Source organism: Mycobacterium sp. NGS49 (genome assembly GCF_059812565.1).
Window position 1 is genome coordinate 95679 of sequence record NZ_JCALCX010000017.1, and the last position, 22896, is coordinate 118574.

Below are 22896 nucleotides of genomic sequence, written 5' to 3' on the forward strand. Positions count from 1 at the left end.
AGCTAGTACTCCACCGCGAACGTGGGCAGCGCCTTGCCCGTCTTCCAGTGCTTGAGCAGCGCCTTGGCCAGGTCACGGTAGGCAACCGCCCCCTTGTTCTTGCGACCGGCGAGCACCGACGAGCCCGACGCACTGGCCTCGGCGAATCGCACGGTACGCGGGATCGGCGGTGCCAGGACGGGCAGCTCGTAGCGGTCGGCGACGTCGAGCAGCACGTCACGGGTATGCGTGGTGCGGGAGTCGTAGAGCGTCGGCAGGGCGCCCAGCAACCGCAGATTCGGATTGGTGATCTGCTGCACGTCAGCGACCGTCCGCAAGAACTGACCCACACCCCGATGGGCCAGCGTCTCGCACTGCAACGGCACGATCACCTCGTCCGCGGCGGTGAGGCCGTTGAGGGTCAGCACCCCCAGCGAAGGCGGGCAGTCGATGATCACCACGTCGAAATCGTCGGCCAGCTTGGCCAGCGCCCGCTTGAGCGCGTACTCGCGCCCGGCCCGCATCAGCAACATCGCCTCCGCGCCCGCGAGGTCGATGTTGGCCGGCAGCAACGTCATTCCCTCGGACGTCGACACCAGGGCAGCACTCGGTTCGACATCACCGAGCAGCACCTCGTGTACCGAGACGGGTAGCTTGTCGGGATCCTGGCCCAGCGAGAAAGTCAGGCACCCTTGGGGGTCGAGGTCCACCAGCAGCACCCGTCGTCCTTCGTCGACCATCGCCGCACCGAGCGAAGCGACCGTCGTCGTCTTGGCCACACCGCCCTTCTGGTTGGCCACCGCCAGTACGCGCATGTCAGTCACAAAGCCCATCCTGACACGTAACTCGCCGCGCGGTTCGGGTGGCGCTCCCGGCAGGGCTCTGGCGTGTCTCGGGCAGAATCGCGGGCATGGGCGTACACCATCCTTCGTCCGGGCACCGGCTGCTACTGCTGCGCCACGGGGAGACCGAGTGGTCGAAAACGGGACGGCATACCGGCCGCACCGACATCGAGTTGACCGAGGCGGGCCGCGAGCAGGCCGAGTACGCCGGGGTGGTGCTCGGAGAGCTCGACCTCGACCATCCCTTCGTGATCTGCAGCCCGCGACGCCGAAGCCTGGTGACCGCCGACTTGGCCGGACTCATCATCGACCAGGTCACGCCGCTGATCGCGGAATGGGATTACGGCGACTACGAGGGCCTTACCACCCCGCAAATCCGCGAATCGGATCCCGACTGGCTGGTGTGGACGCACGGATGTCCCGGCGGGGAAAGTGTCAGACAGGTCAGCGAGCGCGCCGACCGGGCCATAGCCATGGCATTGGAGAATATGGAGTCGCGCGACGTGCTCTTCGTCAGCCACGGCCACTTCTCCCGTGCGGTGATCACCCGGTGGGCGCAGTTCGGGCTGACTGAGGGCAGCCGCTTCGGGATGCCCACCGCGACCATCGCGATCTGCGGGTTCGAGCACGGCATCCGGCAGCTCGGCCAACTCGGATTGAGCTGCATCCCCGGCCGATCGCAGCGGCGTGAACGCTGAACCGGCTTTTGCCCTCAGCGGGCCGCGGGGGACCCTGCTCGCCGCCCGGGCCCGCGACAGCTACCCCGACATCCCGTCGGCGCTGGCCGCCCTGCGTTCAGGTGAGGCCCCAATAGTGTTGGGCGCGTTGCCCTTCGACGTGAGCCGACCAGCCGCGCTGCTGACCCCGGAAACCGTCCGGCACGTCGATGCCCTGCCCGACTGGCCGACCGGCCCGCTGCCGCGGGTACGCATCGACGCCGCCGTCCCGCCCGCCGGCGAGCATGGTGACCGCGTGCGGAGGGCCCGTGGTCAACTCGCCGCACCGGACAATCCGTTACGCAAGGTGGTTTTGGCGCGCGCGTTGCGGTTGTCCGCCGACGGCCCGCTGGACGGACGAATGGTGCTGCGACGGTTGGTCGACGCCGACCCGACCGCCTACGGCTTCCTGACCGACCTGAGCGCTGCCGGCACCGACCACGCGGGAACGGCGCTGGTGGGCGCCAGCCCGGAATTGCTCGTCGCGCGATCCGGTGAACAGGTCATGTGCAGGCCGTTCGCCGGCTCGGCGCCCCGTTCGGCCGACCCCGACATCGACGCCGCCAATGGTGCCGCGCTGGCCGGGTCGGACAAGAACCGCCATGAGCATCGACTCGTGATCGACTCCATGCGTGCGGCGCTGGAACCACTGTGCGACGAGCTGACGATCGCGCCCGAACCGCAGCTGAGCCGCACCGCGGCGGTGTGGCACCTGTGCACCCCGATCGTCGGCCGCCTGCGCGATAAAGCAACGAGCGCAATCGATCTGGCGCTGGTGCTGCACCCGACGCCGGCGGTCGGCGGGGTGCCGACCGAGCAGGCGATCGCCCTGATCGCCGACTTGGAGGGTGACCGCGGCTTCTACGCCGGCGCCGTGGGCTGGTGCGATGCGCGCGGTGACGGCTACTGGGTAGTGTCGATCCGGTGCGCCGAGTTGTCGGCCGACCGCCGGACGGCGCTCGCCCGCGCCGGCGGCGGCATCGTTGCCGAATCCGATCCTGATGACGAAGTCGCGGAAACCACAACGAAATTCGCGACGATGCTGAATGCGCTGGGAGTGCAGCAGTGACCGAAACCATTCGCCGCGCCACCCGGGACGACATCGCCGACATCACCGCCATGATTCATGAACTCGCCGAGTTCGAGCGGGCCGCCGACGAGTGCTCTGTCACCGAAAAACAAATGGCCGCAGCACTTTTCGGCGATTCGCCGACCGTGCACGGACACGTCGCCGAATGTGACGGCCGGATCGCCGCGATGGCGCTGTGGTTCCTGAACTTCTCGACCTGGGACGGGGTGGCCGGAATCTACCTGGAGGACCTCTACGTGCGGCCGCCTTTTCGCCGCCGCGGCCTGGCCCGCGGGTTGCTGGCGGCACTCGCCCAGGAATGTGTGCGCAACGGCTACAGCCGCCTGTCGTGGGCGGTGCTCAACTGGAACACCGACGCGATCGCTCTCTACGACGGCGTGGGCGGGCGACCGCAGTCGCAGTGGACCACCTACCGGGTGTCCGGCGCGGAGCTGGCCGCGCTGGCCGGGCCCGGCTGATCGCGTCCGGCCGCCCACCGCACCGCCGAGCCACTGAACAGCAGGCCCAGCGTGATCAGCGCCACCAGCGCAACGGGGGTGCCGAACTCCGGCCGGTGTGAGCCGACCGCCAGATACCAGGCCACCGGCAGCAGCAGTAGCTGCGTGAAGACCGCCAGTCCACGGCCCCAGCGCCTGCCCTTGACCAGGGCGAGGCCACCCGCGAGCACCCCGGCCCCGATCACCGCGAACCAGGCCGCCGTGCCCAATCCGTTGACGACGTGCTGGTCGGCTCCCGCCAGGCTACGGACCACCAGGATCACCGATACCACCAGCCCCGCGGCTCCCTGGGCTGCGACGATGAAGCCGGCACGACGGACGGTGGACGGGGCGCGAGCGGTCACAGCGCCAGCGTAGTCAGGCGGTGCCGGCCGTCCCGAGATCGCGCTGAGGGCTGTGTCGGAACGCGGCATCGCGACCGTGGCGGCAATCTCGACGCGAAGACGCCCGCATAAGCTCAAGCATCATGCGTGCCATGTTGATCGTGAATCCGATTGCCACCACCATCACGCCGAGCAACCGCGAACTGGTGGCGCACGCACTCCAAAGCCGCCTTGATCTCACCATCGAACCCACCATGTATTCCGGTCACGCCGAAGAGCTCGGCCGCAAGGCCGTCGCCGAGGGGTTTGACCTGATCGTCGTCCACGGCGGGGACGGAACCGTCAACCAGGTGGTCAATGGCATGCTCGGCCGGCCGGGCGCCGCCCCGGCAGGACCGGTTCCGGCGCTGGGCATCATCCCCGGTGGTTCGGCGAACGTGCTGGCCAGGGCGCTGGGAATACCGCGCGACGCGTCCGGGGCGACCAACCAGCTCATCACGCTGCTGGACTCCTACGAACTGAACCACCAGTGGCGCCGCATCAGTCTGATCGACTGCGGCGAGATATACGCGCTGGTCAACGCCGGCATGGGGGTGGACGCGGAGGTGGTCCGGGCGGTCGAGGAGGAGCGGCGGAAGGGCCACAAGATCACGCCGATGCGCTACTGGCGAGTGGCGACCCCCGTGTCGGTGAGGTTCAGTCGCCGCGAACCGAACCTCATCCTGGAAAGGCCCGATCACCCGCCGGTTTCCGGGGTGCACTTCGTCTGGGTCTCCAACACCAGCCCATGGACCTACAGCGACGACCGGCCGATGGTCACCAACCCCGGTTGTAGCTTCGAGTCCGGGCTGGGGCTGTTCGCGCTCACCAGCATGAAGCTCATTCCGACCGTGCGACTGCTGCGTCAGCTGCTCGCCAAGCGGCCCAAGCTGAACGCCAAGCAGCTCATCCGTGACGACGACGTGAGCGAGGTGCGCGTCACCGCGATGGCCAATCCGGCCGCATGCCAGTACGACGGCGAGTACCTTGGGCTGCGCGAGTCAATGACGTTTCGCTCCGTCCCAGGCGCCTTAGCGGTGGTAGCACCGCCGCCGAATAGGCCCTGACCTGCACAAATCGAAGATGTGACAACTCCGCGACAAAACTGTGGGGCGAAATTTGCCCGGTAGTGTAGTACAACGGAGTAAGGGCTTGTGTAAGAGTTCGATGAAGTGAGATACCCCACGGGCCCGCGTAACACTATTGACATCTGTTGAGCCTGTGAAACGATCAAAAGGTTGCATGCAGAAATATGCAGAGGTACGGAAACCTTTCTTGCGCACGCTCAACAGCCAAGAAGAAAATGCCCGTGCGCATTGCTGCGCACTTAGTGAGGAGTAGCAACTAATGGATTGGCGCCACAGGGCGGTCTGCCGTGACGAGGATCCGGAGCTGTTCTTCCCGGTGGGGAACAGCGGCCCGGCACTCGCGCAGATCGCTGACGCGAAACTGGTCTGTAATCGGTGTCCGGTGACCACAGAGTGTCTCGGATGGGCTCTGAATACTGGCCAGGACTCGGGCGTCTGGGGCGGGATGAGCGAAGACGAGCGGCGCGCACTCAAGCGTCGCAACGCCCGGACGAAGGCCCGCAGCGGAGTCTGACAACTCAGCAAGCAGCTTTACGGCCCCGATCAATTCGGGGCCGTATTGCTGTGCACTCATACCAGTAGCCTGCCCATTCGGCCGATCGGAACCCGCAGCACCACATCGGTGCCGCGATCGGCGCCTTCCCGCATCCCCAACGTCCCGTCGAGCTCCGCGGACACCAGCGTCCGCACGATCTGCAGCCCCAGGCTGTCCGACTTCTCCAAGCTGAACCCGTCTGGCAGACCACGCCCGTCGTCGTGTACAACCACGTCCAGCCAGCGCGCCGAGCGCTCCGCGCGGATGGTCACCGACCCGCCGGCGGCCGACGGATCGAACGCGTGCTCGATCGCGTTCTGCACCAGTTCGGTGATCACCATGATCAGGGCCGTCGCACGGTCGGAATCCAGCACACCCAGGTCGCCGACCCGGTTGATCCGGATTGGCCGGTCCACCGAAGCGACGTCGTTCATGATCGGCAGGATCCGGTCGATCACCTCGTCCAGATTGACCTGCTCGTCCACCGACATCGACAGCGCGTCGTGGACCAGCGCGATCGACGACACCCGGCGCACCGACTCGATCAGGGCCTCGCGCCCCTCGGCGTTGACGGTCCGGCGGGCCTGTAGCCGCAGCAACGCCGCCACGGTCTGCAGGTTGTTCTTCACCCGGTGGTGAATCTCGCGGATGGTGGCGTCCTTGGAAATCAGCGCGCGGTCCCGCCGCTTCACCTCTGTGACGTCGCGGATGAGTATCGCGGCACCGACGTTCTCCCCGTGGACCACCAACGGCAGCGTCCGCAGCAGCACGGTGGCTCCGCCGGCGTCCACCTCCATGCGCATGCTCGACCCACCCGCCAGCAGGTTGAGCACGTGTTCAGCCACCTCCTGCGCCTCGAACGGGTCGGAGATGAGCGGCCGGGTGACCTTGATGAGGTTGTGGCCCTCCAATTCACTCGTCAGCCCCATCCGGTGGTAGGCCGACAACGCATTGGGGCTGGCGTAGGCGACGACCCCCTCGACGTCGAGCCGGATGAATCCGTCACCGGCGCGCGGGGTCGAGCGCGACATGGCGACGTCGCCGACGTCGGGGAAGGTGCCCTCGGCGATCATGTGCAGCAGATCGACGGCACACTCGCGGTATGCGGTTTCCAGGTGGCCCGACATGCGCTGCGCGGCCAGCTCCGTCTGATGCTGGGTGAGCACCGACACCACCTGCCCGCCATAGCGGACCGGGGACGCCGCGATGTTGGGGCCCGGCAGCTGCCACGAATGTTGTTCGTAGGCTTCACTTTCCTGGATCGCGACGCTGCAGGTGAAGGTGTCGGCTACCAGCGGCAGCCGGTCGGCCGAGACGACGCTGCCTACCGCGTCGGTCTGCAGGACCGTAGGCGCGGTGTTGGGCCGGCACTGGGCCACGCACACCAGCATCCCGTCGTCGCGGCGCACCCACATCAGATAGTCGGCGAACGACAGGTCGGCCAGCAGCTGCCACTCCCCCACCACCGCATGCAGGTGGTCGACGGCGTTGCCGGGCAGCACGGTGTGCTCGGCGAGCAGATTACCGAGAGTCGACATGCAGGTAGGGGACGCCTAACGGGCTAGCTGATCACGGCGATGAGGTCGCCGGCCTGAATGACGTCCCCGACGGCCACACTGACCTGGCTGATGGTTCCGGCGACCTCGGCCAGAACCGGAATCTCCATCTTCATGGATTCCAGCAGCACCACGACGTCGCCCTGGCCGATTTGGTCGCCTTCGTTGACCACGACTTCGAGCACGCTGGCCACGATCTCGGCGCGAACCTCCTCGGACATCATCACCCCACTCGTATCGGCCCGATTCTGCGTATATCGAACCATAAGGCCGCCCGGGGTGGCGGCGCGCGGGCTGATGAAGGCGCGTCGCCGGTCGCATGAGACACTGGACCGCAATCCGGCGGCTCCTGAGCCGCCCAGCATCGGCGATTTCAGACGGAACGGGGTTCGATATGGCCAAGCGTGGCCGCAAGAAGCGTGACCGGAAGCACAGCAAGGCCAACCACGGCAAGCGACCCAACGCTTAATTCTCAGGACTGAAATTCTCCGCGGACGATGGTGGTCCGCCGGATCTCCAGCCGCAGACGCTCCCGCAGGCTGTCGGGCGCCTTCTCACCACTGCATTTGGTGGCGATCAACGCCTTGATCCGCTCCTCGATGCCGTAGTGCTGGAAACAGCCGGGACAAGCCTCGAGATGGCGGCGCAGGCTTTCCTTCTTCTCCGGGGTGCATTCACCATCGAGCAGCGTCCACACCTCGGCAATCACTTCGGCACAACCGAAGGCACCGTGGTCGTCGTGTTCGCTGGGCCGGCCGCAGGACTCACTCATGACGACACCTCCTCGTGTGCCTGCTCACCGCGGTTGAAACCACGTTCCTTGGCCACGTCGGCCAGCAGCTCTCGCAGCTGACGTCGGCCTCTGTGCAGCCGGGACATCACGGTGCCGATCGGCGTCCCCATGATCTCGGCGATCTCTTTATACGGAAAACCTTCGACGTCCGCGTAGTAAACGGCCATCCGGAATTCTTCCGGCAGCGCCTGCAGCGCCTCTTTGATCTCGGTATCCGGCAGCGCCTCCAGCGCCTCGACCTCGGCCGACCGCAATCCGGTGGAGGTGTGCTCGGCATTGGCCGCCAGCTGCCAGTCGGTGATCTCCTCGGTCGGATACTCCGACGGCTGCCGCTGCTTCTTGCGGTAGCTGTTGATGTAGGTGTTGGTCAGGATTCGGTAGAGCCACGCCTTCAAGTTGGTGCCCGCGCGGAACGAACGGAAGCCCGCGTACGCCTTCACCATCGTCTCCTGCAACAGGTCCTCGGCGTCGGCAGGGTTACGGGTCATGCGCAGCGCGCCGCCGTAGAGCTGGTCGAGCAGCGGAATCGCGTCGCGCTCGAAGCGAGCGGTCAGCTCCGCGTCGGTTTCGGCGTGCCCGGGCGGCTCAACCTCGGGTACGGCCATGCCGTCGATGTCGGCCATCTTGATTAACACGGTCCCTTCGATTGCGGCGTCACCGGAGCGCGCAATCGACGCCGCCGGAATCGCAAGGAAGCGATCCAACCGCTCCGCACCCAACAGGCTCGTCGCAGTTGACACCGAACTCCCTCCTTCAATCTAAAGGCCACCCCCGGGCCGTGCAGTCACCGCCTCTCACAACGGCAATTTCGGGTGAGCTATTTCCGGGCCCCGATCCCGCGGTCGGGGCCGATGGAACATGGCGTTAATGTGACGGCCATGTCCCTTAACGGCAAGACCATGTTCATCTCCGGCGCCAGCCGCGGTATCGGCCTGGCGATCGCCAAACGTGCCGCTCAAGACGGCGCCAACATCGCCCTGATCGCCAAGACCGCCGAGCCGCACCCGAAGCTGCCCGGCACCGTGTACACCGCCGCCAAGGAGTTGGAGGAAGCGGGCGGCCAGGCCCTGCCGATCGTCGGTGACGTCCGGGACCCCGAGTCGGTCGAGTCCGCCGTTGCCAAGACCGTCGAGCAGTTCGGCGGCATCGACATCTGCGTCAACAACGCCTCGGCCATCAACCTGGGATCGATCCTCGATGTGCCGATGAAGCGCTTCGACCTGATGAACGGCATCCAGGTGCGCGGCACCTACGCCGTGTCACAGGCCTGCATCCCGCATCTCAAGGGCCGGGAGAACCCGCACATCCTGACGCTGTCGCCCCCGGTGCTGCTGGGCAAGGAGTGGCTGAAGCCGACTGCGTACATGATGGCCAAGTTCGGTATGACGTTGTGCGCCTTGGGTATTGCGGAGGAGATGCGCGAAGAGGGCATCGCGTCGAACACCCTGTGGCCGCGCACCCTGGTTGCCACCGCCGCGGTGCAGAACCTGCTCGGCGGCGACGAGGCGATGGCGCGGGCCCGCAAGCCCGAGGTGTACTCCGACGCCGCCTACGTCATACTGAACAAGCCGTCGCGGGAATACACCGGCAACATGGCGCTGTGCGAGGACGTCCTGCTGGAGTCCGGCGTCACCGACCTGTCGGTCTATGACTGCGTACCCGGCGGGAAGCTCGGCGTCGACTTCTGGGTGGACGGCGTCAACCCGCCGGGGTACGTCCAGCCCTGACGTGGCCGCCGCACCGACCCCTGGCATCGCGGCGTTGGTGAAAGCCGGTGTAGCGCACGAGCTTCGGCAATTCGACGCGGTGACCGACCTGTCCGACGGTACCGGCATCGCACCCGGGCAGGTCTTCAAGACGCTGATCGTCGCGCTGCCCCGGGAGTTGGCGGTGGCCGTCGTGCCGGTGCCGTCGAAGCTGTCCCTGAAGGCGGCCGCGGCTGCTTTCGGTGTACCCAGGGCCGCGATGGCCGAACCCGTGGCAGCCGAGCGCTCCACCGGCTACGTGGTGGGTGGGATCTCCCCGTTCGGTCAGCGCAAGCGGTTGCGGACGGCGGTGGACACCTCGGCGTTGCAATGGGATCAGGTGTTGTGCAGCGCGGGCAGGCGGCACTGGGACGTGATGGTGGCCCCGCAGGATCTGATCCGGTTAACGGATGCGATCACCTGGGACTTGGTTGCGCGAGCTTAGGAATTCCTCGATGACCGGCGCCAACTCGGCCGCGTTGTGCACCAGGTCGATGTGCCCGCCGTCGTGCAAATGCAGACGCGAATGGGGCAGCAGCGTGTTGAGGATGTGGGCGTTGACCACCGGGATGATCGGATCGTCCGTGCCGGCCACGATCAACGTCTCCTGGCGCACCGCGCGCAGCGCGAACACGCTGGTCCACACCGAACCCGCGAGCAGCTGGTGCAGATAACCCACCTTCGACCCGGCATGTAACTGCCGCACGAACAGTCGCGCCACGTCCTCACCGTGCGCCCGGACCGTACCTCCGTAGAGTTCGCCGGCTATGGACGCCGCGTATCCGGGATCGGAAAAGCGGCGTGGTGTCAGCATTTTCGCCAGTACCCGCGGATGGGCCGGCACCATCACCGCACCGGTGCCGGTGGCCACCAGGACCAGTCGCCGGCAGCGGCGGGGATTCTGGAAGGCGAACTGCTGGGCCAGTGCCCCGCCCCAGGACAGGCCCAGGACGTCCACCGCGCCGATGCCTAGCTTGGTCAGCACCCGGCCGAGTACCCACGCGAGGTAGGGAAACCCATAGGGCAGCGGCGATCTCGGTGATCCCCCGGTGCCCGGCACGTCGAATCTGATCACCGGACATCGCAACTGCTCCACGAACGGGTCCAGCACTTCCAGGCTGGCGCCGATGCCGTTGCACAGCACCAGCGGCACCCCGGTTCCGGGCCGCACTTCGACCCGGATCCGTTGACCGCACGCCGCGACGTAGTGGCTCACTGCTGCATCACATAAGTCCCCGGCGCCGGCCCTAGCGGCGGAAATCCCTCTCCACCAAGTGCTTTGGGTGCGTCAACTTCCGGGCCGCTGCGCTCGGCAAGCCAGCCCACGTAGTCCGGCCACCACGAGCCGGCCGACTTGTGAGCGGAGTCCAGCCACTGTTGCGGATCGTCCACATCGACCGGTCCGGTCCGGAACGACGCCTTCGGATTGCCGGGCGGGTTGACCAGTGCCGCGATGTGACCGCTGGTGGACAGCACGTAGCGGTTGTCCTTGCCGCCCAACAGGCGGGCGCTGCGGTAGGTGGCCTGCCAGGGCGAGATGTGATCGGCGACCCCGCCGACGACGTAGGCGTCATTGGTGACCTTCGCCAGATCCACCGGAGTGCCCAGCATGCTCACGCCGCCCGGTTCGACCAACGCGTTGCGCATCCCCATCAGCACCATGTCGCGATGCAGGGCCGCGGTCATCCGGGTGGTGTCGGCGTTCCAGAACAGCACATCGAATGGGGCCGGTTTGCGGCCCTGCACGTAGTTGTTCACCACATACCGCCATACCAGGTCGGTGGGCCGCAACCAGGCGAACATCTCCGCCATGGCGCGCCCGTCGAGGTAACCCTTCTTGTCCGAGGCCCGGATCGCGGCCTGCGCCGCCCGCTCACTCATCGCCGCGGCGGCGAAGCCGGCCCGAGTCTCATCCAGCACGGTAACCGCCAACGCCAGGCCGGCGATGCGATCGGCCTCGCCGATCTCGGCCAGGTGGGCCGCCGTCATGGCGGCGAGAATGCCGCCCGAGCAGGTGGCGAACAGGTGCGCGTTGTCGCTTCCGGCGATCTTCCGCACCGCGTCCAGCGCCGCCACGATCGCTCCACCGTACGCGTCGAATCCCCAATCCCGATGGCGCGCTTGCGGATTGCGCCACGAGATGACGAAGACCTGCTGGCCCTGCTGCACGAAGTACTCGATCATGCTGCGCCCCGGCGCGATGTCCATCACGTAGTACTTGTTGATCACCGGCGGCACCAGCAGCAACGGGATGGCTCGCACCTTCGCGGTCTGCGGGGCGTACTGAATCAGCTCGAACATCGACGTCCGGGCCACCACGGCTCCTGTGGTGACGGCGATATTCTCCCCCACCGCGAAGGCGTCCGGCTCGACCATGGCCGGCACCCGCGGCTGCGACAGCATGTCACGGGCAAAGGCTTTGGCGCCGCGCACCGCGCTGAGCCCGCCGGTGTCGATCAGCGCCTTCCAGCCCAGCGGGCTGATCAGCGGGTTGTTGCTGGGCGCCAGGCCCTCCACCACATTGTCGACGACGAACTGCATCTTCTCGGCGTCACGCCAGTCCAGACCGGCGTCGGCGATGAGTCCCTCGGCCGTCTCGGCGGCCGCGAGGTACGCCTGCATGACCCGGTGCAGTACCGGATTCTGTTGCCATGCCGGATCGGTGAAGCGCTTGTCAGCCCGCGCCGGGGCGCGGTGTGAGCGGCCCGCGACGATAGTGCCGAGCTCGCGGGTCAACGCGCCCGCGCGCCCGGCGACCGCGCCGGGCTGCTTGGCCAGATTCGCGCCCAACCGGCTCCACGTGGAGTCGGGCATCATCCGGTGCAAGAGCGGCCGGGTCGCACTGGTCAGCAGCAGGTCCAACGGTGCGGCGAGTTCGTCGGGTCTGGTCGGGGTTGCCATGTCACGTGCTTTCGGTTGTCGGAACGGTGATTTCGCGCTTGAGCACCTTGCCGGTCGGACCCTTGGGAAGGGCGTCGACCAGCCAGATGCGACGCGGATATTTGTAGGCGGCCACGCGGGCCTTGACATACTCGCGGAGTTCGTCGGCGTCGACGGTCGCGTTCTTCTTCAGCGCGACGGCAGCGCCGACGTCCTCGCCGAGTTCATCGTGGGGCACGCCGATGACGGCGGCCTCGGCCACGGCCGGGTGCTCGTAGAGCACTTCCTCGATCTCGCGCGGGTACACGTTGTAGCCGCCGCGGATGATCATGTCCTTGGTGCGGTCGACGATGTAGAAGTAGCCGTCGTCGTCGACGCGTCCGACGTCCCCGGTGGAGAACCATCCGTCCGGCGAGATAGCGGCTTCGGTGGCGTCGGGCATGTTCCAGTAACCCTTCATCACGTTGTGCCCGCGGATCTGGATCTCGCCGGGCTCACCTTGAGCCACCTCGGCGCCGCTGGGGTCCACCACCCGCATCTCGACGCCCTCGACCGGGGTGCCGATCGATCCGGGCTTGCGTGGTCGGTCCGGGTGATTGAAGGACGCCACGGGCGAGGTCTCCGACAGTCCGTAGCCTTCCAGGATCACGCATCCGAAGGTCTCCTCGAAGTCGGCGAGCACCTGCACCGGCAACGACGCACCACCCGATGCGCACACTCGTAACGTCCGGGTGGACTGTTTTACGGACTCGTCGGCGGCGCCGAGCAGCGCCGAATACATCGTCGGCACACCCTGGAACAGCGTGACGGCGTCCCGCTCGATCACCTCGAGCGCCTTGCGCGGCTCGAATCGCGGGATGAGCGTCAGCGTCGCACCGGCGAGGATGGACCCATTGAGGCCGCAGGTCAGGCCGAACACATGGAACAGCGGCAGGCAGCCCATCACCACGTCATCCGGCCCGATCTGCAGCAGCGTGCGCACGCTGACCTCGACGTTGCGGCGCAGGTTGCCGTGAGTCAGCATGGCGCCCTTGGGTTTTCCGGTGGTTCCCGACGTGTGCAGAATGACCGCGACGTCGTCGTCGGCGCGTTCGGCCGGGGCCTCCCGCGCGGGCAGGTCTGCGGTCAACTCGGCCAGCGCGGCATCATCGACCAACCAGCACTGGGCGCCCGCCTCGTCGGCGCCGGCGGTCGCCTCCTCGGCGAACAGCGGTGTGGCGAACAGCGCCGTGGCGCCGCTGTTGGACAGGTAGTAGGTCACCTCGCGGGATTTCAGCAACGGATTCATCGGCACCGCGACGGCCCCGCGATAGAAGATGCCGTACAACGCCATAGCGAATGCGGGTGTGTTGGGCAGCATGACACCCACCCGGTCGCCGGGCTGGATTCCGGCCCGCTCCAGCAGTGTCGCCACCCTGGATGCGGCGGCGTCCAGTTCGGCGTAGGTCAGCGCCACGTCGTCGCAGCGCAGCGCAATGCGGTCGGGGTGGCGGTCTTTCGAGGCGATGAGGTTGGCGCTCAGGGCGGTCACTGTCTGCTCCAGATGGTGGTCGAAGTGGTTTCCATGGTGGCGGTGACCATATACAGATCCTTTGTCTCCCGGAGACAAAAACACGCCTTAGGTTCATTGTCTGGAGACATCCCGCCGGCGGCGGGGGCGCCGTAATTTCAGTGCCGGCGCAGCGTGGCGCTGTCAAATGTTCAGCGCATCAATTGAGTTGAAGAAACGGGCGACCCCATGGCTTACGTGACCATTCTCGGATTACTTGTAATGATGCTTCTTCCGGTGCTGGTGCCGGCCGTCATCACACTGGTACATGCCCTTACCGAGCCCGGTTCCTGATCGGGCCTACTTCGGCTGCAGCACCGCGGCGCCGTACCAGTGGCAGGCGAGCAACGCCAGCTCGACTTCGAGCCGGTCGGTCTCGATATCGCGACCGCGCCGGTCGACGGCGCGGCCGACTCGGTACTTCACCGTGTTGAAGTGCATGTTGAGTTGCTCAGCGGCGGCCTTGTAGCTGGAGCCGCAGGACAGGAACACCCGTAGTGTTTCGCGCAGCCGCTCGTCGTTGTCGTCGTCGGTGGCCAGCCCTCCGAGCACTCCGCCCACCCAATCCCGGGTGCCGGCGACATCGCCGCTGAGCCGGGCCACCACCGACAGGCCGGGGTCGCTGGCCGCAACGACGTTGGGCGACAGGCAGTCCCGGATGACGGCGACGCCACGTGTCTGCTCGGCCGCGCGGTGGGAGCGGCGGAACCCGTCGATACCGCCCGCCACAGTCCCGATCGCCACGCTCGGCGGGTCCGAACGGCACGAGGCGAACCGGCGTACCTTCTCGACGGCACCCTCGGTCGCCGCGCGATAGGGCAACCAGCCCCACCCACAGCTGCGGTCGGCGGCGACGAACAACGGCACGGCATCGGCACCTGCGGATTCGGCCAGATCGCGCAAAAACCGTTGCAGCCGTGGGACTTCGTCGTCGCGCTGGTCCGGGTACCAGAGGATCACCGCGAGGTGATGCCAGCGCAGCGGGTAGCGGATCGACGTGGTTGCCGCGTCGACGTCGACGTTGCTGGTCGCGGCCAGAATCTCACGCACCCGCACGCCGCGCAGGCTGCTCTGGTTTTCCAGCCAGCGCTCACGCTCGTCCTCGTAGACGACGACGACCTGCTGCGAGATCCAGTCGATGTACTCGAAGATCTCGAGACTCATCGCCTCGATCACCGCTACGCGCATCGGTTCGGGGATGTCCGTCGCCCGCAGCTCAGCGAAGATCAGCTCGTTGATCCGGCGCTGACCGAGACGGTAGGCACGCACCAGCGCGTTGATGGGCGCCCCGTACTGTGCCACGCGGCGCGCGTACTCCAGTGCCGCGGTGGGCGCCTCGACACGTTCGACCGGAATGTGGTACCGCAGCGCGTGCAACATCGTGTCGACATTGCCTTCGATGCTGGCCCCGAGCATCTCCGTGATTCGGGGGTCGCGCCGCAGGTCGGAAATCTGATTGTCGAGAAAGCGGCGTATGTCGGATGCCACCACACCCAGCCGTTCGTGCAGCCGGGTGGCGACCTCGGCGACGTAGCGCTGCACTTGCGCGCCGGTGCCGGTTTCGTCCACGACGTCGACGTTAGACCCCGGGATTGTCTTGCGGCGATAACCCGATCGCCCGGCTTCGTCGCTCAACGACGGTGGCCGGGACCCCCACCACCTCCGCGGGACGGGTCAGGCGAATTGGCGGGTCGGCGTGATCGGTCCCCAAACCCCGAGGGAGACCAGATCTCCCGCGAGTTGCTGGTACTGCTGGGGCGCAATGAACTGGTCGCGCGTCAGGACGTAGCCGCTGAACCCCGTGGGATCGCTGACCAGTACCCAGCTGTAGTCGGGCGCGCGCGCGATGATGATGTAGTTGCCTGTCGGTGCGCTGAGGCTGAATGGCAGTTTGAACGGCAGGAAGCTGACGTCCAGCGCCGTGTTGGTGGCGTTGAGCGGCACCGCGGACCCGACGATCGACGACAGCGGGCCGTTGTCGAAGAAGTAGTTCCCCGAATTCTGGACGCGGATCGTGCCGTCGGGGTTGAGGCTGTATGTCGCCTTGGTGTTCACCAGGCCGAGCGAGAAGAACTGTTTGACGCTGCCCTGCTCGTAGTAGGTGCCGGCGAACTGGGCTGGATCGACGGGCACCGATGAGGGCACCGGCCGCGGGCCGAAGATCGGCGGGAGGTTCAGTGCGGCGGTGCCCGCCTGCAGGTGGCGGACGATCGCGGTCTCGGCGGCCGCGTACTGCTGGCCGGCGTTGGCCAGCGCCTGCACGAACAGGTTCTGGAACGACGCAGCCTTCGCGCCGAGGGCTGCGAAGGCCCGCCCGTGCCCGGAGAACAGCTCGGCGATCGCGGCGGACACTTCGTCCCCGGCCGCGGCCACCACCGATGTGGTCGCCGGTGCCGCCGCCGCATAGGCCCGGTCGAGCGCCGCGCCAACACCAGCTACGTCTTGCGCCGTGGCCGCCACCACCTCGGGCGACACAATCACGGCAGCATTCACCGCAGACAATGACTTTCTCCCTACCGTCGATGAGCCCCGTGTGTCCGGCCCACGATAGCGGAGGATGCCGGGGACTGTCCGCGGTTCAACCAGGCGCACCGCAGCGGTGCGGGCGGCACCAGGTCGACAAGCAAGCCGAATCACCCTGCGTCACGTGGCCCGACCACCTCGGCTACCGGTAGCTGAAGAAACCCTCGCCCGTCTTGACGCCGAGCTTGCCCGCATCGACATAGGACTGCAGCAGGTCCCGTACTCCGGCTGGCAGATGCGGAAATTCCTGGGCGTAGTTGTTCTCGATGTCGAGCACCACGTCCAGGCCGACGAGGTCCATCATCTGGAACGGGCCGACCGGGAAGCCGAAGTTGACCTTCCAAATTCCGTCGACGTCTTCGGGACGCGCCACCCCTTCGGCGACGACGGCGATGCACTCGCGCTTGATAGCGGCCCAGACCCGGTTGAAGATGAACCCGGTGCACTCCTTGCGGGCTTCGAAGGGATGCACTCCGAATTCGGGGAGCACGGCCCGCAGCGTGTCGAGCAGACCACGGTCGGTCTGGCCGTCTGACATCAGTTCCAGAGCGTTGAACTGCGGCGGCATATTGAAGTGCGTGTTGCACAGCCGGGTTTTGTCGCGGATGTTGTCGGCCATCAGCCGTGACGGGAACGACGACGAGTTGGTGCCGAAGATGGTGTCCGGCCCTGCGGCCCGGTCGATTTCCCCCCAGAGCGGGATCTTGATGTCGAGCCGCTCGGGTACCGACTCGACGGCAAGCCAGGCGCCCTGCAGCGCCTCCTCGAAAGTCGTGGCGCCGACCGCATGGCCCAACTCGCCAAAGCCCCTGTCGGATAACAACTTCGGTAGATTCTCCGTTACGTACTGGGTGGCCTCGGCGCGCTGTTCGGCACGTCGCGCGTAGATCCGCACCGTTCCGCCGCGACTGGCCATCATCAGCGCGATGCGGCGACCCAACGTGCCCGCGCCGATCACCGCAACGGGACGGTCCTGGATCTCTTCGAAGGTGTGGGTGTACTTGCCGGTCACATATGCATGCTAGGTCGCCGGGCAACGCCTACGATGCCGACCATGCCCACGCAAGAAGAGCTCAACAACGTCGTAGCAAACCTGAGTGCGCGCGTTGCGGCGGTGGAGAGGTCGCAGGCCGACTACCGCTCGATGATTGATGCGATCAAGGCCTTCGGGGACACCCAGCAATTGCTGGCCGACGTGCTCCGGTCCAATATCAGCGAGATGAGATCCACAGCCGACGACTCCAATCAGCGCATCCGCACCCTGGAAGCGTCCGTGGCCACGATCGTGGGGCTGCTCGGGCAGTCGCTGCAACGCTGATTGTCTACAACAGCGTCATCTGCCCCGGTTCCGGCTCGGCCGGCTCCAGCAACTCAGGCCCGTTGTTGCGGATGTTGTTGACCAATTTCGACACTTCGCGCAGCTCGATGTCGCGCACGTCCGGCGGGCGGGCCAGCAAATCGGGATCCAGTGGCACATCGGGGTCCAACCAGGCATCCCAGTCGCCCTCGCCGAGCATCAACGGCATCCGGTCGTGAATCTCGGCCAGCTCGCCGACGGCGTCGGTGGTGATGATGGTGCAACTCAGCAACGGCTTGGCCTCCTTGTCAGACTTCCACACCGACCACAGACCGGCGGCGAACAGCGGTTCGCCGTCCCGGCGGTACATGAAGAAGGGTGTCTTGCCCGCCTTCTTGGCCGTCCCACCGTCAGGATTGGCGCGCCATTCGTAGTAGCCGTCCATCGGCACCAGGCAGCGCTTGCTCTTGGCCGAGGCCCGGAAGGCCGGCGAGGTGGCGACCTTGTCGGCGCGCGCGTTGATCAACAGCGGGCCTTTGGTATCCGGCGCGCCGTCCGGACCCGCCTTGACCCAGGGCGGCAGCAGGCCCCACCGCATCAGCCGCACCCGGCGGGTGGCCTGGTCGTCGGGCTCGTCGTGGCGGGTCACCACGGTTGCGATCGCAGTGGTCGGAGCCACGTTGTAGTTGGGCTCCGACCCGCGGTCGCCCGCGCCCGTGGCCTCGTCGATGGCCTTGATCTTCTCGGCCAGCAGCGCCGGATCGGTGGTGACCGCGAAACGTCCACACATATGGTCCATGTTGGCAGAGACGCCCGACACGGGATGATGGACCGGTGAGCGCATGGCAGGCCCCGTCCACACCGGCACCGGTGCACGCGACCGTGACCGTTCCGGGCTCCAAATCCCAGACCAACCGCACGCTGATACTGGCCGCGCTGGCGGCCGCGCAAGGCCTGGGGTCCCCGGGCTCGCCCAGGGGAGGCACATCCACCATCACCGGCGCACTGCGCAGCCGTGACACCGATTTGATGATCGGTGCGCTGCGCACACTCGGCCTGCGTGTCGAGGGCACCGGATCCGACCTGACCGTCGGCGGCCGCATCGCCCCCGAACCGGATGCGCGGGTCGACTGCGGACTGGCCGGCACCGTCCTGCGCTTTGTGCCCCCGCTGGCCGCGTTGGCTGACGCCCCGGTCACCTTCGACGGCGACGAGCAGGCGCGCGCCCGGCCGATCGCCCCACTGCTCGACGCGCTGCGCGGACTGGGTGTGCCGGTGGACGGGTCGGGGTTGCCGTTCCGGGTGCTGGGCAGCGGCACGGTGTCCGGCGGCACCGTGGCCATCGACGCCTCGGCGTCCTCACAGTTCGTCTCCGGGCTGTTGCTGTCCGGCGCGTCGTTCACCGAGGGCTTGACGGTGCAACACACCGGCGGGCCGCTGCCGTCGGCGCCGCATATCGCGATGACGGTGGCGATGCTGCGCCAGGCGGGTGTCGTCGTCGACGACACGGCCGCCAACCGCTGGCAGATACGTCCGGGCGTGGTTCAGGCCCGGCACTGGGAGGTCGAACCGGATCTGACCAACGCGGTGGCGTTCCTTGCCGCCGCCGTAGTGACCGGCGGGACGGTCCGGATCACCGGCTGGCCGCAGCACAGCGTGCAGCCCGCCGGACATATCCTTGACGTCTTGAAGAAGACGGATGCTGTTGTCACACAAGATGACTCGGTTCTGCAGGTGCGAGGAAAGACCGGGTACGACGGGTTTGAGGTCGACCTGAGCGACGTGGGTGAGCTGACCCCGACGGTAGCGGTGTTGGCCGCGCTGGCAGCGCCGGGCGCCACATCCCGGTTGACGGGCATCGCGCATCTGCGCGGACACGAAACCGACCGGCTGGCCGCGCTGAGCACCGAGATCAATCGCGTGGGCGGCGACTGCCGGGAAACCGAGGACGGCCTGGTGATCACCGCGACACCGCTGCAGCCCGCTCTGTGGCACGCCTACGCCGACCACCGGATGGCGATGGCGGGTGCCATCATCGGGTTGCGGGTTCCCGGCGTGGAGGTCGACGACATCGCCGCCACCACCAAGACACTGCCGGAGTTTCCGCAGCTGTGGTCCCAGATGGTCGAGGGGACCGCCGGTTGAGGGAATACGACGAGTCCGACGTCAAGGTCCGCTCCGGCAAGAGGACGCGGCCCCGGACGAAGACCCGTCCGCAACACGCCGACGCCGAGTCCGCCATGGTGGTGAGCGTCGACCGCGGCCGCTGGGGATGCGTGCTGGGCGGGGACCCCGGACGCCGAGTCGTCGCCATGCGCGCCCGTGAACTCGGCCGCACCCCGATCGTCGTCGGCGACGACGTCGACATCGTCGGTGACCTGTCCGGGCGAACCGACACCCTGGCCCGCATCGTCCGGCGAGGGCCCCGGCGAACGGTGTTGCGGCGCACCGCCGATGACACCGACCCGACCGAACGGGTGGTGGTCGCCAACGCCGACCAGCTGCTGATGGTGGTGGCCCTGGCCGACCCGCCGCCTCGCACCGGTCTGGTGGACCGTGCGCTGATCGCCGCGTACACCGGAGGCTTGCACCCGATCCTGTGCCTGACCAAGACCGACCTTGCCCCGCCCGAACCGTTCGCCGAGCAGTTCGTCGACCTGGACCTTACGGTGGTCGTCGCCGGTGTCGACGATCCGCTGCTGGCAGTGGCCGACCTGCTCGACCACAAGATCACCGTGCTGCTGGGACATTCCGGGGTGGGCAAGTCGACATTGGTGAATCGCCTTGTGCCACTGGCGGATCGGGCGGTCGGCGAAGTCACCGACATCGGCCGTGGTCGGCATACCTCCACACAGTCGGTGGCCCTGCCACTAGCCAATGGCGGCTGGGTGGTCGATACGCCCGGCATCCGCTCGTTCGGGCTCGCCCACATCAGACCCGACGACGTGCTGATGTCGTTCTCCGATCTTGCCGAGGCCATCGAGGACTGTCCGCGCGGCTGCGGGCACATGGGACCGCCGGCCGATCCCGAGTGCGCGCTGGATGCGCTCGCCGGGACGGCCCCGCGCCGCATCGCCGCCGCGCGACGGCTGCTGGCTGTGCTGCGCGAGAGTTGAACTCGCCAAGTATTTTTCCCTGACACTGGCATTAGGCCGGATAGAGGCGGATAATTTGCACGGCGGCAATGGGCTGACTGATCCGAGAGCCGACCATGGCTACTCCCTAGACCGGCCAAGACCTCGCGGCCGAAACATCCGGTACGCAAAACGGGAGTCAAAATGTCTGAGCAAGAACAGAACATCGAGGTCGTCAAGAGGGGCTACGACGCATTCAGCAGCGGTGACCTGGAAACGATGATGAGCCTGTTCGACGACAACATCGAGTGGGTCCAACCCGGCGATAGCGTGGTCAGCGGCACCTATCACGGCAAAGGTGAACTCGGCGAATACTTCAGGAAGCTGGGCGAGAAGACGACGACAATCAAGGCCCTTCGTTTCATCGCCGACGGCGACACGGTGGTTGTGCTCAGTGACGTCACCGTGGGCACCGAAGCAGGCCAAGGGGCAGAGGTATTCACCCTCCGTGACGGCAAGACGGTACGGGCACAGCTATTCGAAGACACCGCGTTGATGGAGCGGGTGTACGGCAAGAAGCAGACAGCGGCAGCAGAGTAGCGGGTCTGCTCGCTGGTGCCAGGTGCTCAGCGGACTTGACGCATGCCGAGTTCGTCGGGCGGCACCAGATGTCCTTCTGTACAACGCATTTCGACCTTGACATCGGCCCGGCAGCCCAGATGAGTGAGCCGCAGCTGCCGGTGCCGGCCAGGCAGGTGACGCTGACCCCACTGAAACAACGACCACACGACCGGCATGAACTCGATGCCGGATTCGGTGAGCACATACTCGTCGCGGCTGCGCTGCCCGGGCTCCCGGTAAGGCCGGCGCTGCAGAAGTCCGAGTTCGACGAGCTCGGCCAGCCGGGCCGACGTCGCGGCTTTGGTGATGCCCACCCGTCGGGCGAAGTCGTCGAACCGCGTGGTGCCGTAGTAGGCCTCGCGCATGATCAGCATCGCGGACTTGGTGCCGACCACGGCCATGGTCTTTTCGATCGCGCACTCCCCCACCGCCGACCACGAATCCCGATCGGCCAGCCGCCCCTGCAACATTGTCATGCACATCACCTCCGGTCTGGGTTGATTTCAGTATACCCAGGTGTTATAGCTGGGTATAGGCAGTAATACTTAGCTGTCAAAGACTCAAGGAGGAGCCATGACCCGTGACGCCGTGATCGTCGGCGCTGTTCGCACCCCCGTCGGCAAAGGCAAGGCCAACGGCGCGCTGCACGACGTCCTGCCGGCCGACCTGTTGGCGCACAGCCTGCGCGAGGTGGTCGCCCGCACCGGCGTCGACCCCGTACAGGTCGACGACGTCATTGCCGGCGCCGTTACCCAGGTGGGCGACCAGGCCGTGAACATTGCCCGTAATGCCTTGCTGGGAGCGGGCTTTCCGGAGTCGGTGCCCGGAACCACCGTCGACCGGCAGTGCGGCAGCAGCCAGCAGGCGATCAGTTTCGCGGCCCAGGGTGTCATCGCGGGCGCCTACGACATCGTCATCGCCGGTGGTGTGGAGTCGATGAGCCGGGTCCCGATGGGCACGTCGGTGTTGCCGGGCAGCAACCCGTTCGGCCAGGACATGGCGCGCCGCTACCCCGACGGGCTGGTACCGCAGGGCATCAGCGCGGAGTTGATCGCCGCGAAGTGGGGCTTCTCCCGCGCCCAGCTCGACGAGTTCTCCGCCGCCAGCCACGAGAAGGCCGCCCGCGCCACCAAAGAGGGGTTGTTCGACAACGAGCTCATCCCGATCGCGGGGCTGTCCACCGACGAGATCATCCGGCCCGGCACCACCGTGGACACCCTGGCCGGACTCAAGCCGGCGTTCTACAGCGAGGCCACGGCGGCGCGCTTCCCGCAGATCAACTGGCAGATCACTCCGGGCAACTCCTCGCCGCTGTCCGACGGCAGCGCGGCGGTGATGATCACCAGCAGCGACGTGGCCAAGAAGCTGGGCCTGCGGCCGCTCGCCCGCATCCACACGCCCACCGCGGTGGGCTCGGATCCGCTCTACATGCTGACCGGCGTGATCCCGGCGACCGAGCGGGTGCTGCAGCGCGCGGGGTTGACGCTGGCTGACATCGACCTGTTCGAGGTCAACGAGGCGTTCGCACCCGTGGTGCTGGCCTGGGCGCACGACACCGGGGCCGATCTGGCCAAGACCAACGTGCATGGCGGCGCCATCGCGATCGGGCACCCGCTGGGCGCCAGCGGCGCCCGCATCATGACCACTCTGGTTAACGCGCTGGAACAGCGCGGCGGGCGGTACGGTCTGCAGACGATGTGCGAGGGCGGCGGCATGGCCAACGCCACCATCATCGAACGGCTGGGGTGA

The 22896-nt window shown here is 66.9% G+C and carries 26 protein-coding genes and 1 pseudogene; 13 read left to right on the forward strand and 14 right to left on the reverse strand.

Annotation, left to right across the window (positions count from 1 at the left end; all coding sequences use genetic code 11):
* Positions 1-2: 2 nt before the first annotated feature.
* Positions 3-803 carry a ParA family protein gene (locus AC5Y7D_RS19080; RefSeq protein WP_499926691.1) on the reverse strand — a complete coding sequence of 267 codons (801 nt, stop codon included), beginning with the start codon at positions 801-803 and terminating at the stop codon, positions 3-5.
* Between the two features lie 86 nt (positions 804-889).
* Here AC5Y7D_RS19080 and AC5Y7D_RS19085 point away from each other — a divergent pair.
* The 3 genes and pseudogenes from AC5Y7D_RS19085 to AC5Y7D_RS19095 all read left to right on the forward strand — a co-directional run bounded on the left by AC5Y7D_RS19085 (position 890) and on the right by AC5Y7D_RS19095 (position 3085).
* Positions 890-1512, forward strand: a pseudogene (locus AC5Y7D_RS19085) (acid phosphatase).
* A complete protein-coding gene (locus AC5Y7D_RS19090) occupies positions 1509-2606 on the forward strand; it encodes an isochorismate synthase (protein ID WP_499926693.1) in 1098 nt (365 codons plus the stop codon). Before AC5Y7D_RS19085 ends, AC5Y7D_RS19090 begins: the two are co-directional and overlap by 4 nt.
* Entirely contained in the window at positions 2603-3085 is a 483-nt protein-coding gene (locus AC5Y7D_RS19095; protein ID WP_499926695.1) for a GNAT family N-acetyltransferase, read from the forward strand. The genes AC5Y7D_RS19090 and AC5Y7D_RS19095 overlap by 4 nt, the downstream gene beginning before the upstream one ends.
* On the opposite strand, the gene AC5Y7D_RS19100 is transcribed toward AC5Y7D_RS19095, so the two are convergent.
* The gene (locus AC5Y7D_RS19100) at positions 3037-3468 is read right to left on the reverse strand and encodes a hypothetical protein (RefSeq protein WP_499926697.1); all 432 of its coding nucleotides are present in this window, start codon (positions 3466-3468) and stop codon (positions 3037-3039) included. The genes AC5Y7D_RS19095 and AC5Y7D_RS19100 overlap by 49 nt on opposite strands.
* A gap of 122 nt (positions 3469-3590) precedes the next feature.
* On the opposite strand from AC5Y7D_RS19100, the gene AC5Y7D_RS19105 reads away from it, so the two are divergent.
* Together AC5Y7D_RS19105 and whiB1 are read left to right on the forward strand one after the other, a co-directional pair.
* The gene (locus tag AC5Y7D_RS19105; protein ID WP_499926699.1) at positions 3591-4553 is read left to right on the forward strand and encodes a diacylglycerol/lipid kinase family protein; all 963 of its coding nucleotides are present in this window, start codon (positions 3591-3593) and stop codon (positions 4551-4553) included.
* 280 nt (positions 4554-4833) lie between these two features.
* Positions 4834-5088: a transcriptional regulator WhiB1 gene (whiB1, locus tag AC5Y7D_RS19110; protein WP_036353357.1), complete on the forward strand. Its 255-nt coding sequence runs from the start codon at positions 4834-4836 to the stop codon at positions 5086-5088.
* 56 nt (positions 5089-5144) lie between these two features.
* On the opposite strand, the gene AC5Y7D_RS19115 is transcribed toward whiB1, so the two are convergent.
* Positions 5145-6647 (reverse strand): sensor histidine kinase, encoded by a 1503-nt coding sequence (locus AC5Y7D_RS19115; RefSeq protein ID WP_499926701.1) that lies wholly within the window; start codon positions 6645-6647, stop codon positions 5145-5147.
* A gap of 23 nt (positions 6648-6670) precedes the next feature.
* Complete coding sequence (locus tag AC5Y7D_RS19120) at positions 6671-6886, reverse strand: biotin/lipoyl-binding carrier protein (protein ID WP_205876787.1); 216 nt, start codon at positions 6884-6886, stop codon at positions 6671-6673.
* Between the two features lie 173 nt (positions 6887-7059).
* Here AC5Y7D_RS19120 and AC5Y7D_RS19125 point away from each other — a divergent pair, with 173 nt between their 5' ends.
* Positions 7060-7134 carry a 50S ribosomal protein bL37 gene (locus tag AC5Y7D_RS19125; protein WP_011728008.1) on the forward strand — a complete coding sequence of 25 codons (75 nt, stop codon included), beginning with the start codon at positions 7060-7062 and terminating at the stop codon, positions 7132-7134.
* 3 nt (positions 7135-7137) lie between these two features.
* On the opposite strand, the gene rsrA is transcribed toward AC5Y7D_RS19125, so the two are convergent.
* Both rsrA and AC5Y7D_RS19135 read right to left on the reverse strand, forming a co-directional pair.
* On the reverse strand, positions 7138-7437 hold the full coding sequence (rsrA, locus tag AC5Y7D_RS19130) for a mycothiol system anti-sigma-R factor (RefSeq protein WP_499926703.1): 300 nt from the start codon (positions 7435-7437) through the stop codon (positions 7138-7140).
* Entirely contained in the window at positions 7434-8081 is a 648-nt protein-coding gene (locus AC5Y7D_RS19135) for a sigma-70 family RNA polymerase sigma factor (RefSeq protein WP_499926775.1), read from the reverse strand. The genes rsrA and AC5Y7D_RS19135 overlap by 4 nt, the downstream gene beginning before the upstream one ends.
* Before the next feature lie 255 nt (positions 8082-8336).
* Between AC5Y7D_RS19135 and AC5Y7D_RS19140 the strand changes: the two genes are divergently transcribed.
* A complete protein-coding gene (locus AC5Y7D_RS19140; protein ID WP_499926705.1) occupies positions 8337-9185 on the forward strand; it encodes an SDR family oxidoreductase in 849 nt (282 codons plus the stop codon).
* 1 nt (position 9186) lies between these two features.
* Positions 9187-9648 carry a YbaK/EbsC family protein gene (locus AC5Y7D_RS19145; RefSeq protein ID WP_499926706.1) on the forward strand — a complete coding sequence of 154 codons (462 nt, stop codon included), beginning with the start codon at positions 9187-9189 and terminating at the stop codon, positions 9646-9648.
* Here the strand turns inward: AC5Y7D_RS19145 and phaZ are convergent.
* From phaZ to AC5Y7D_RS19175, 6 genes are all read right to left on the reverse strand, one after another.
* Complete coding sequence (gene phaZ / locus AC5Y7D_RS19150) at positions 9607-10419, reverse strand: poly(3-hydroxyalkanoate) depolymerase (RefSeq protein ID WP_499926709.1); 813 nt, start codon at positions 10417-10419, stop codon at positions 9607-9609. The two genes, AC5Y7D_RS19145 and phaZ, sit on opposite strands and share 42 nt — an antisense overlap.
* Complete coding sequence (locus AC5Y7D_RS19155; RefSeq protein ID WP_499926710.1) at positions 10416-12104, reverse strand: PHA/PHB synthase family protein; 1689 nt, start codon at positions 12102-12104, stop codon at positions 10416-10418. Before AC5Y7D_RS19155 ends, phaZ begins: the two co-directional genes overlap by 4 nt.
* 1 nt (position 12105) lies before the next feature.
* Entirely contained in the window at positions 12106-13614 is a 1509-nt protein-coding gene (locus AC5Y7D_RS19160) for a long-chain-fatty-acid--CoA ligase (protein ID WP_499926712.1), read from the reverse strand.
* A 318-nt stretch (positions 13615-13932) separates the two neighbouring features.
* Positions 13933-15201 carry a PucR family transcriptional regulator gene (locus AC5Y7D_RS19165; protein ID WP_499926714.1) on the reverse strand — a complete coding sequence of 423 codons (1269 nt, stop codon included), beginning with the start codon at positions 15199-15201 and terminating at the stop codon, positions 13933-13935.
* Positions 15202-15306: 105 nt separating this feature from the next.
* Positions 15307-16125, reverse strand: a complete 819-nt coding sequence (locus AC5Y7D_RS19170; protein ID WP_499926777.1) for a PE domain-containing protein — start codon at positions 16123-16125, stop codon at positions 15307-15309.
* Between the two features lie 172 nt (positions 16126-16297).
* Positions 16298-17167: a 3-hydroxyacyl-CoA dehydrogenase family protein gene (locus AC5Y7D_RS19175; protein WP_499926716.1), complete on the reverse strand. Its 870-nt coding sequence runs from the start codon at positions 17165-17167 to the stop codon at positions 16298-16300.
* Positions 17168-17209: 42 nt separating this feature from the next.
* Between AC5Y7D_RS19175 and AC5Y7D_RS19180 the strand changes: the two genes are divergently transcribed.
* Positions 17210-17473 carry a hypothetical protein gene (locus AC5Y7D_RS19180; protein WP_499926718.1) on the forward strand — a complete coding sequence of 88 codons (264 nt, stop codon included), beginning with the start codon at positions 17210-17212 and terminating at the stop codon, positions 17471-17473.
* Positions 17474-17477: 4 nt separating this feature from the next.
* Here AC5Y7D_RS19180 and AC5Y7D_RS19185 read toward each other — a convergent pair whose 3' ends face one another.
* Entirely contained in the window at positions 17478-18242 is a 765-nt protein-coding gene (locus AC5Y7D_RS19185) for an SOS response-associated peptidase (protein ID WP_499926720.1), read from the reverse strand.
* Between the two features lie 44 nt (positions 18243-18286).
* Between AC5Y7D_RS19185 and aroA the strand changes: the two genes are divergently transcribed.
* From aroA to AC5Y7D_RS19200, 3 genes are all read left to right on the forward strand, one after another.
* A complete protein-coding gene (aroA, locus tag AC5Y7D_RS19190; RefSeq protein ID WP_499926722.1) occupies positions 18287-19597 on the forward strand; it encodes a 3-phosphoshikimate 1-carboxyvinyltransferase in 1311 nt (436 codons plus the stop codon).
* Positions 19594-20568: a ribosome small subunit-dependent GTPase A gene (gene rsgA, locus AC5Y7D_RS19195; RefSeq protein ID WP_499926724.1), complete on the forward strand. Its 975-nt coding sequence runs from the start codon at positions 19594-19596 to the stop codon at positions 20566-20568. The genes aroA and rsgA overlap by 4 nt, the downstream gene beginning before the upstream one ends.
* A 162-nt stretch (positions 20569-20730) precedes the next feature.
* Positions 20731-21126, forward strand: coding sequence for a nuclear transport factor 2 family protein (locus AC5Y7D_RS19200; RefSeq protein ID WP_499926726.1), 396 nt, complete (start codon positions 20731-20733; stop codon positions 21124-21126).
* A gap of 26 nt (positions 21127-21152) precedes the next feature.
* Here the strand turns inward: AC5Y7D_RS19200 and AC5Y7D_RS19205 are convergent, their stop codons facing one another.
* The gene (locus AC5Y7D_RS19205; protein WP_499926728.1) at positions 21153-21623 is read right to left on the reverse strand and encodes a winged helix-turn-helix transcriptional regulator; all 471 of its coding nucleotides are present in this window, start codon (positions 21621-21623) and stop codon (positions 21153-21155) included.
* Between the two features lie 97 nt (positions 21624-21720).
* Between AC5Y7D_RS19205 and AC5Y7D_RS19210 the strand changes: the two genes are divergently transcribed.
* Positions 21721-22896, forward strand: a complete 1176-nt coding sequence (locus tag AC5Y7D_RS19210; protein ID WP_499926730.1) for a thiolase family protein — start codon at positions 21721-21723, stop codon at positions 22894-22896.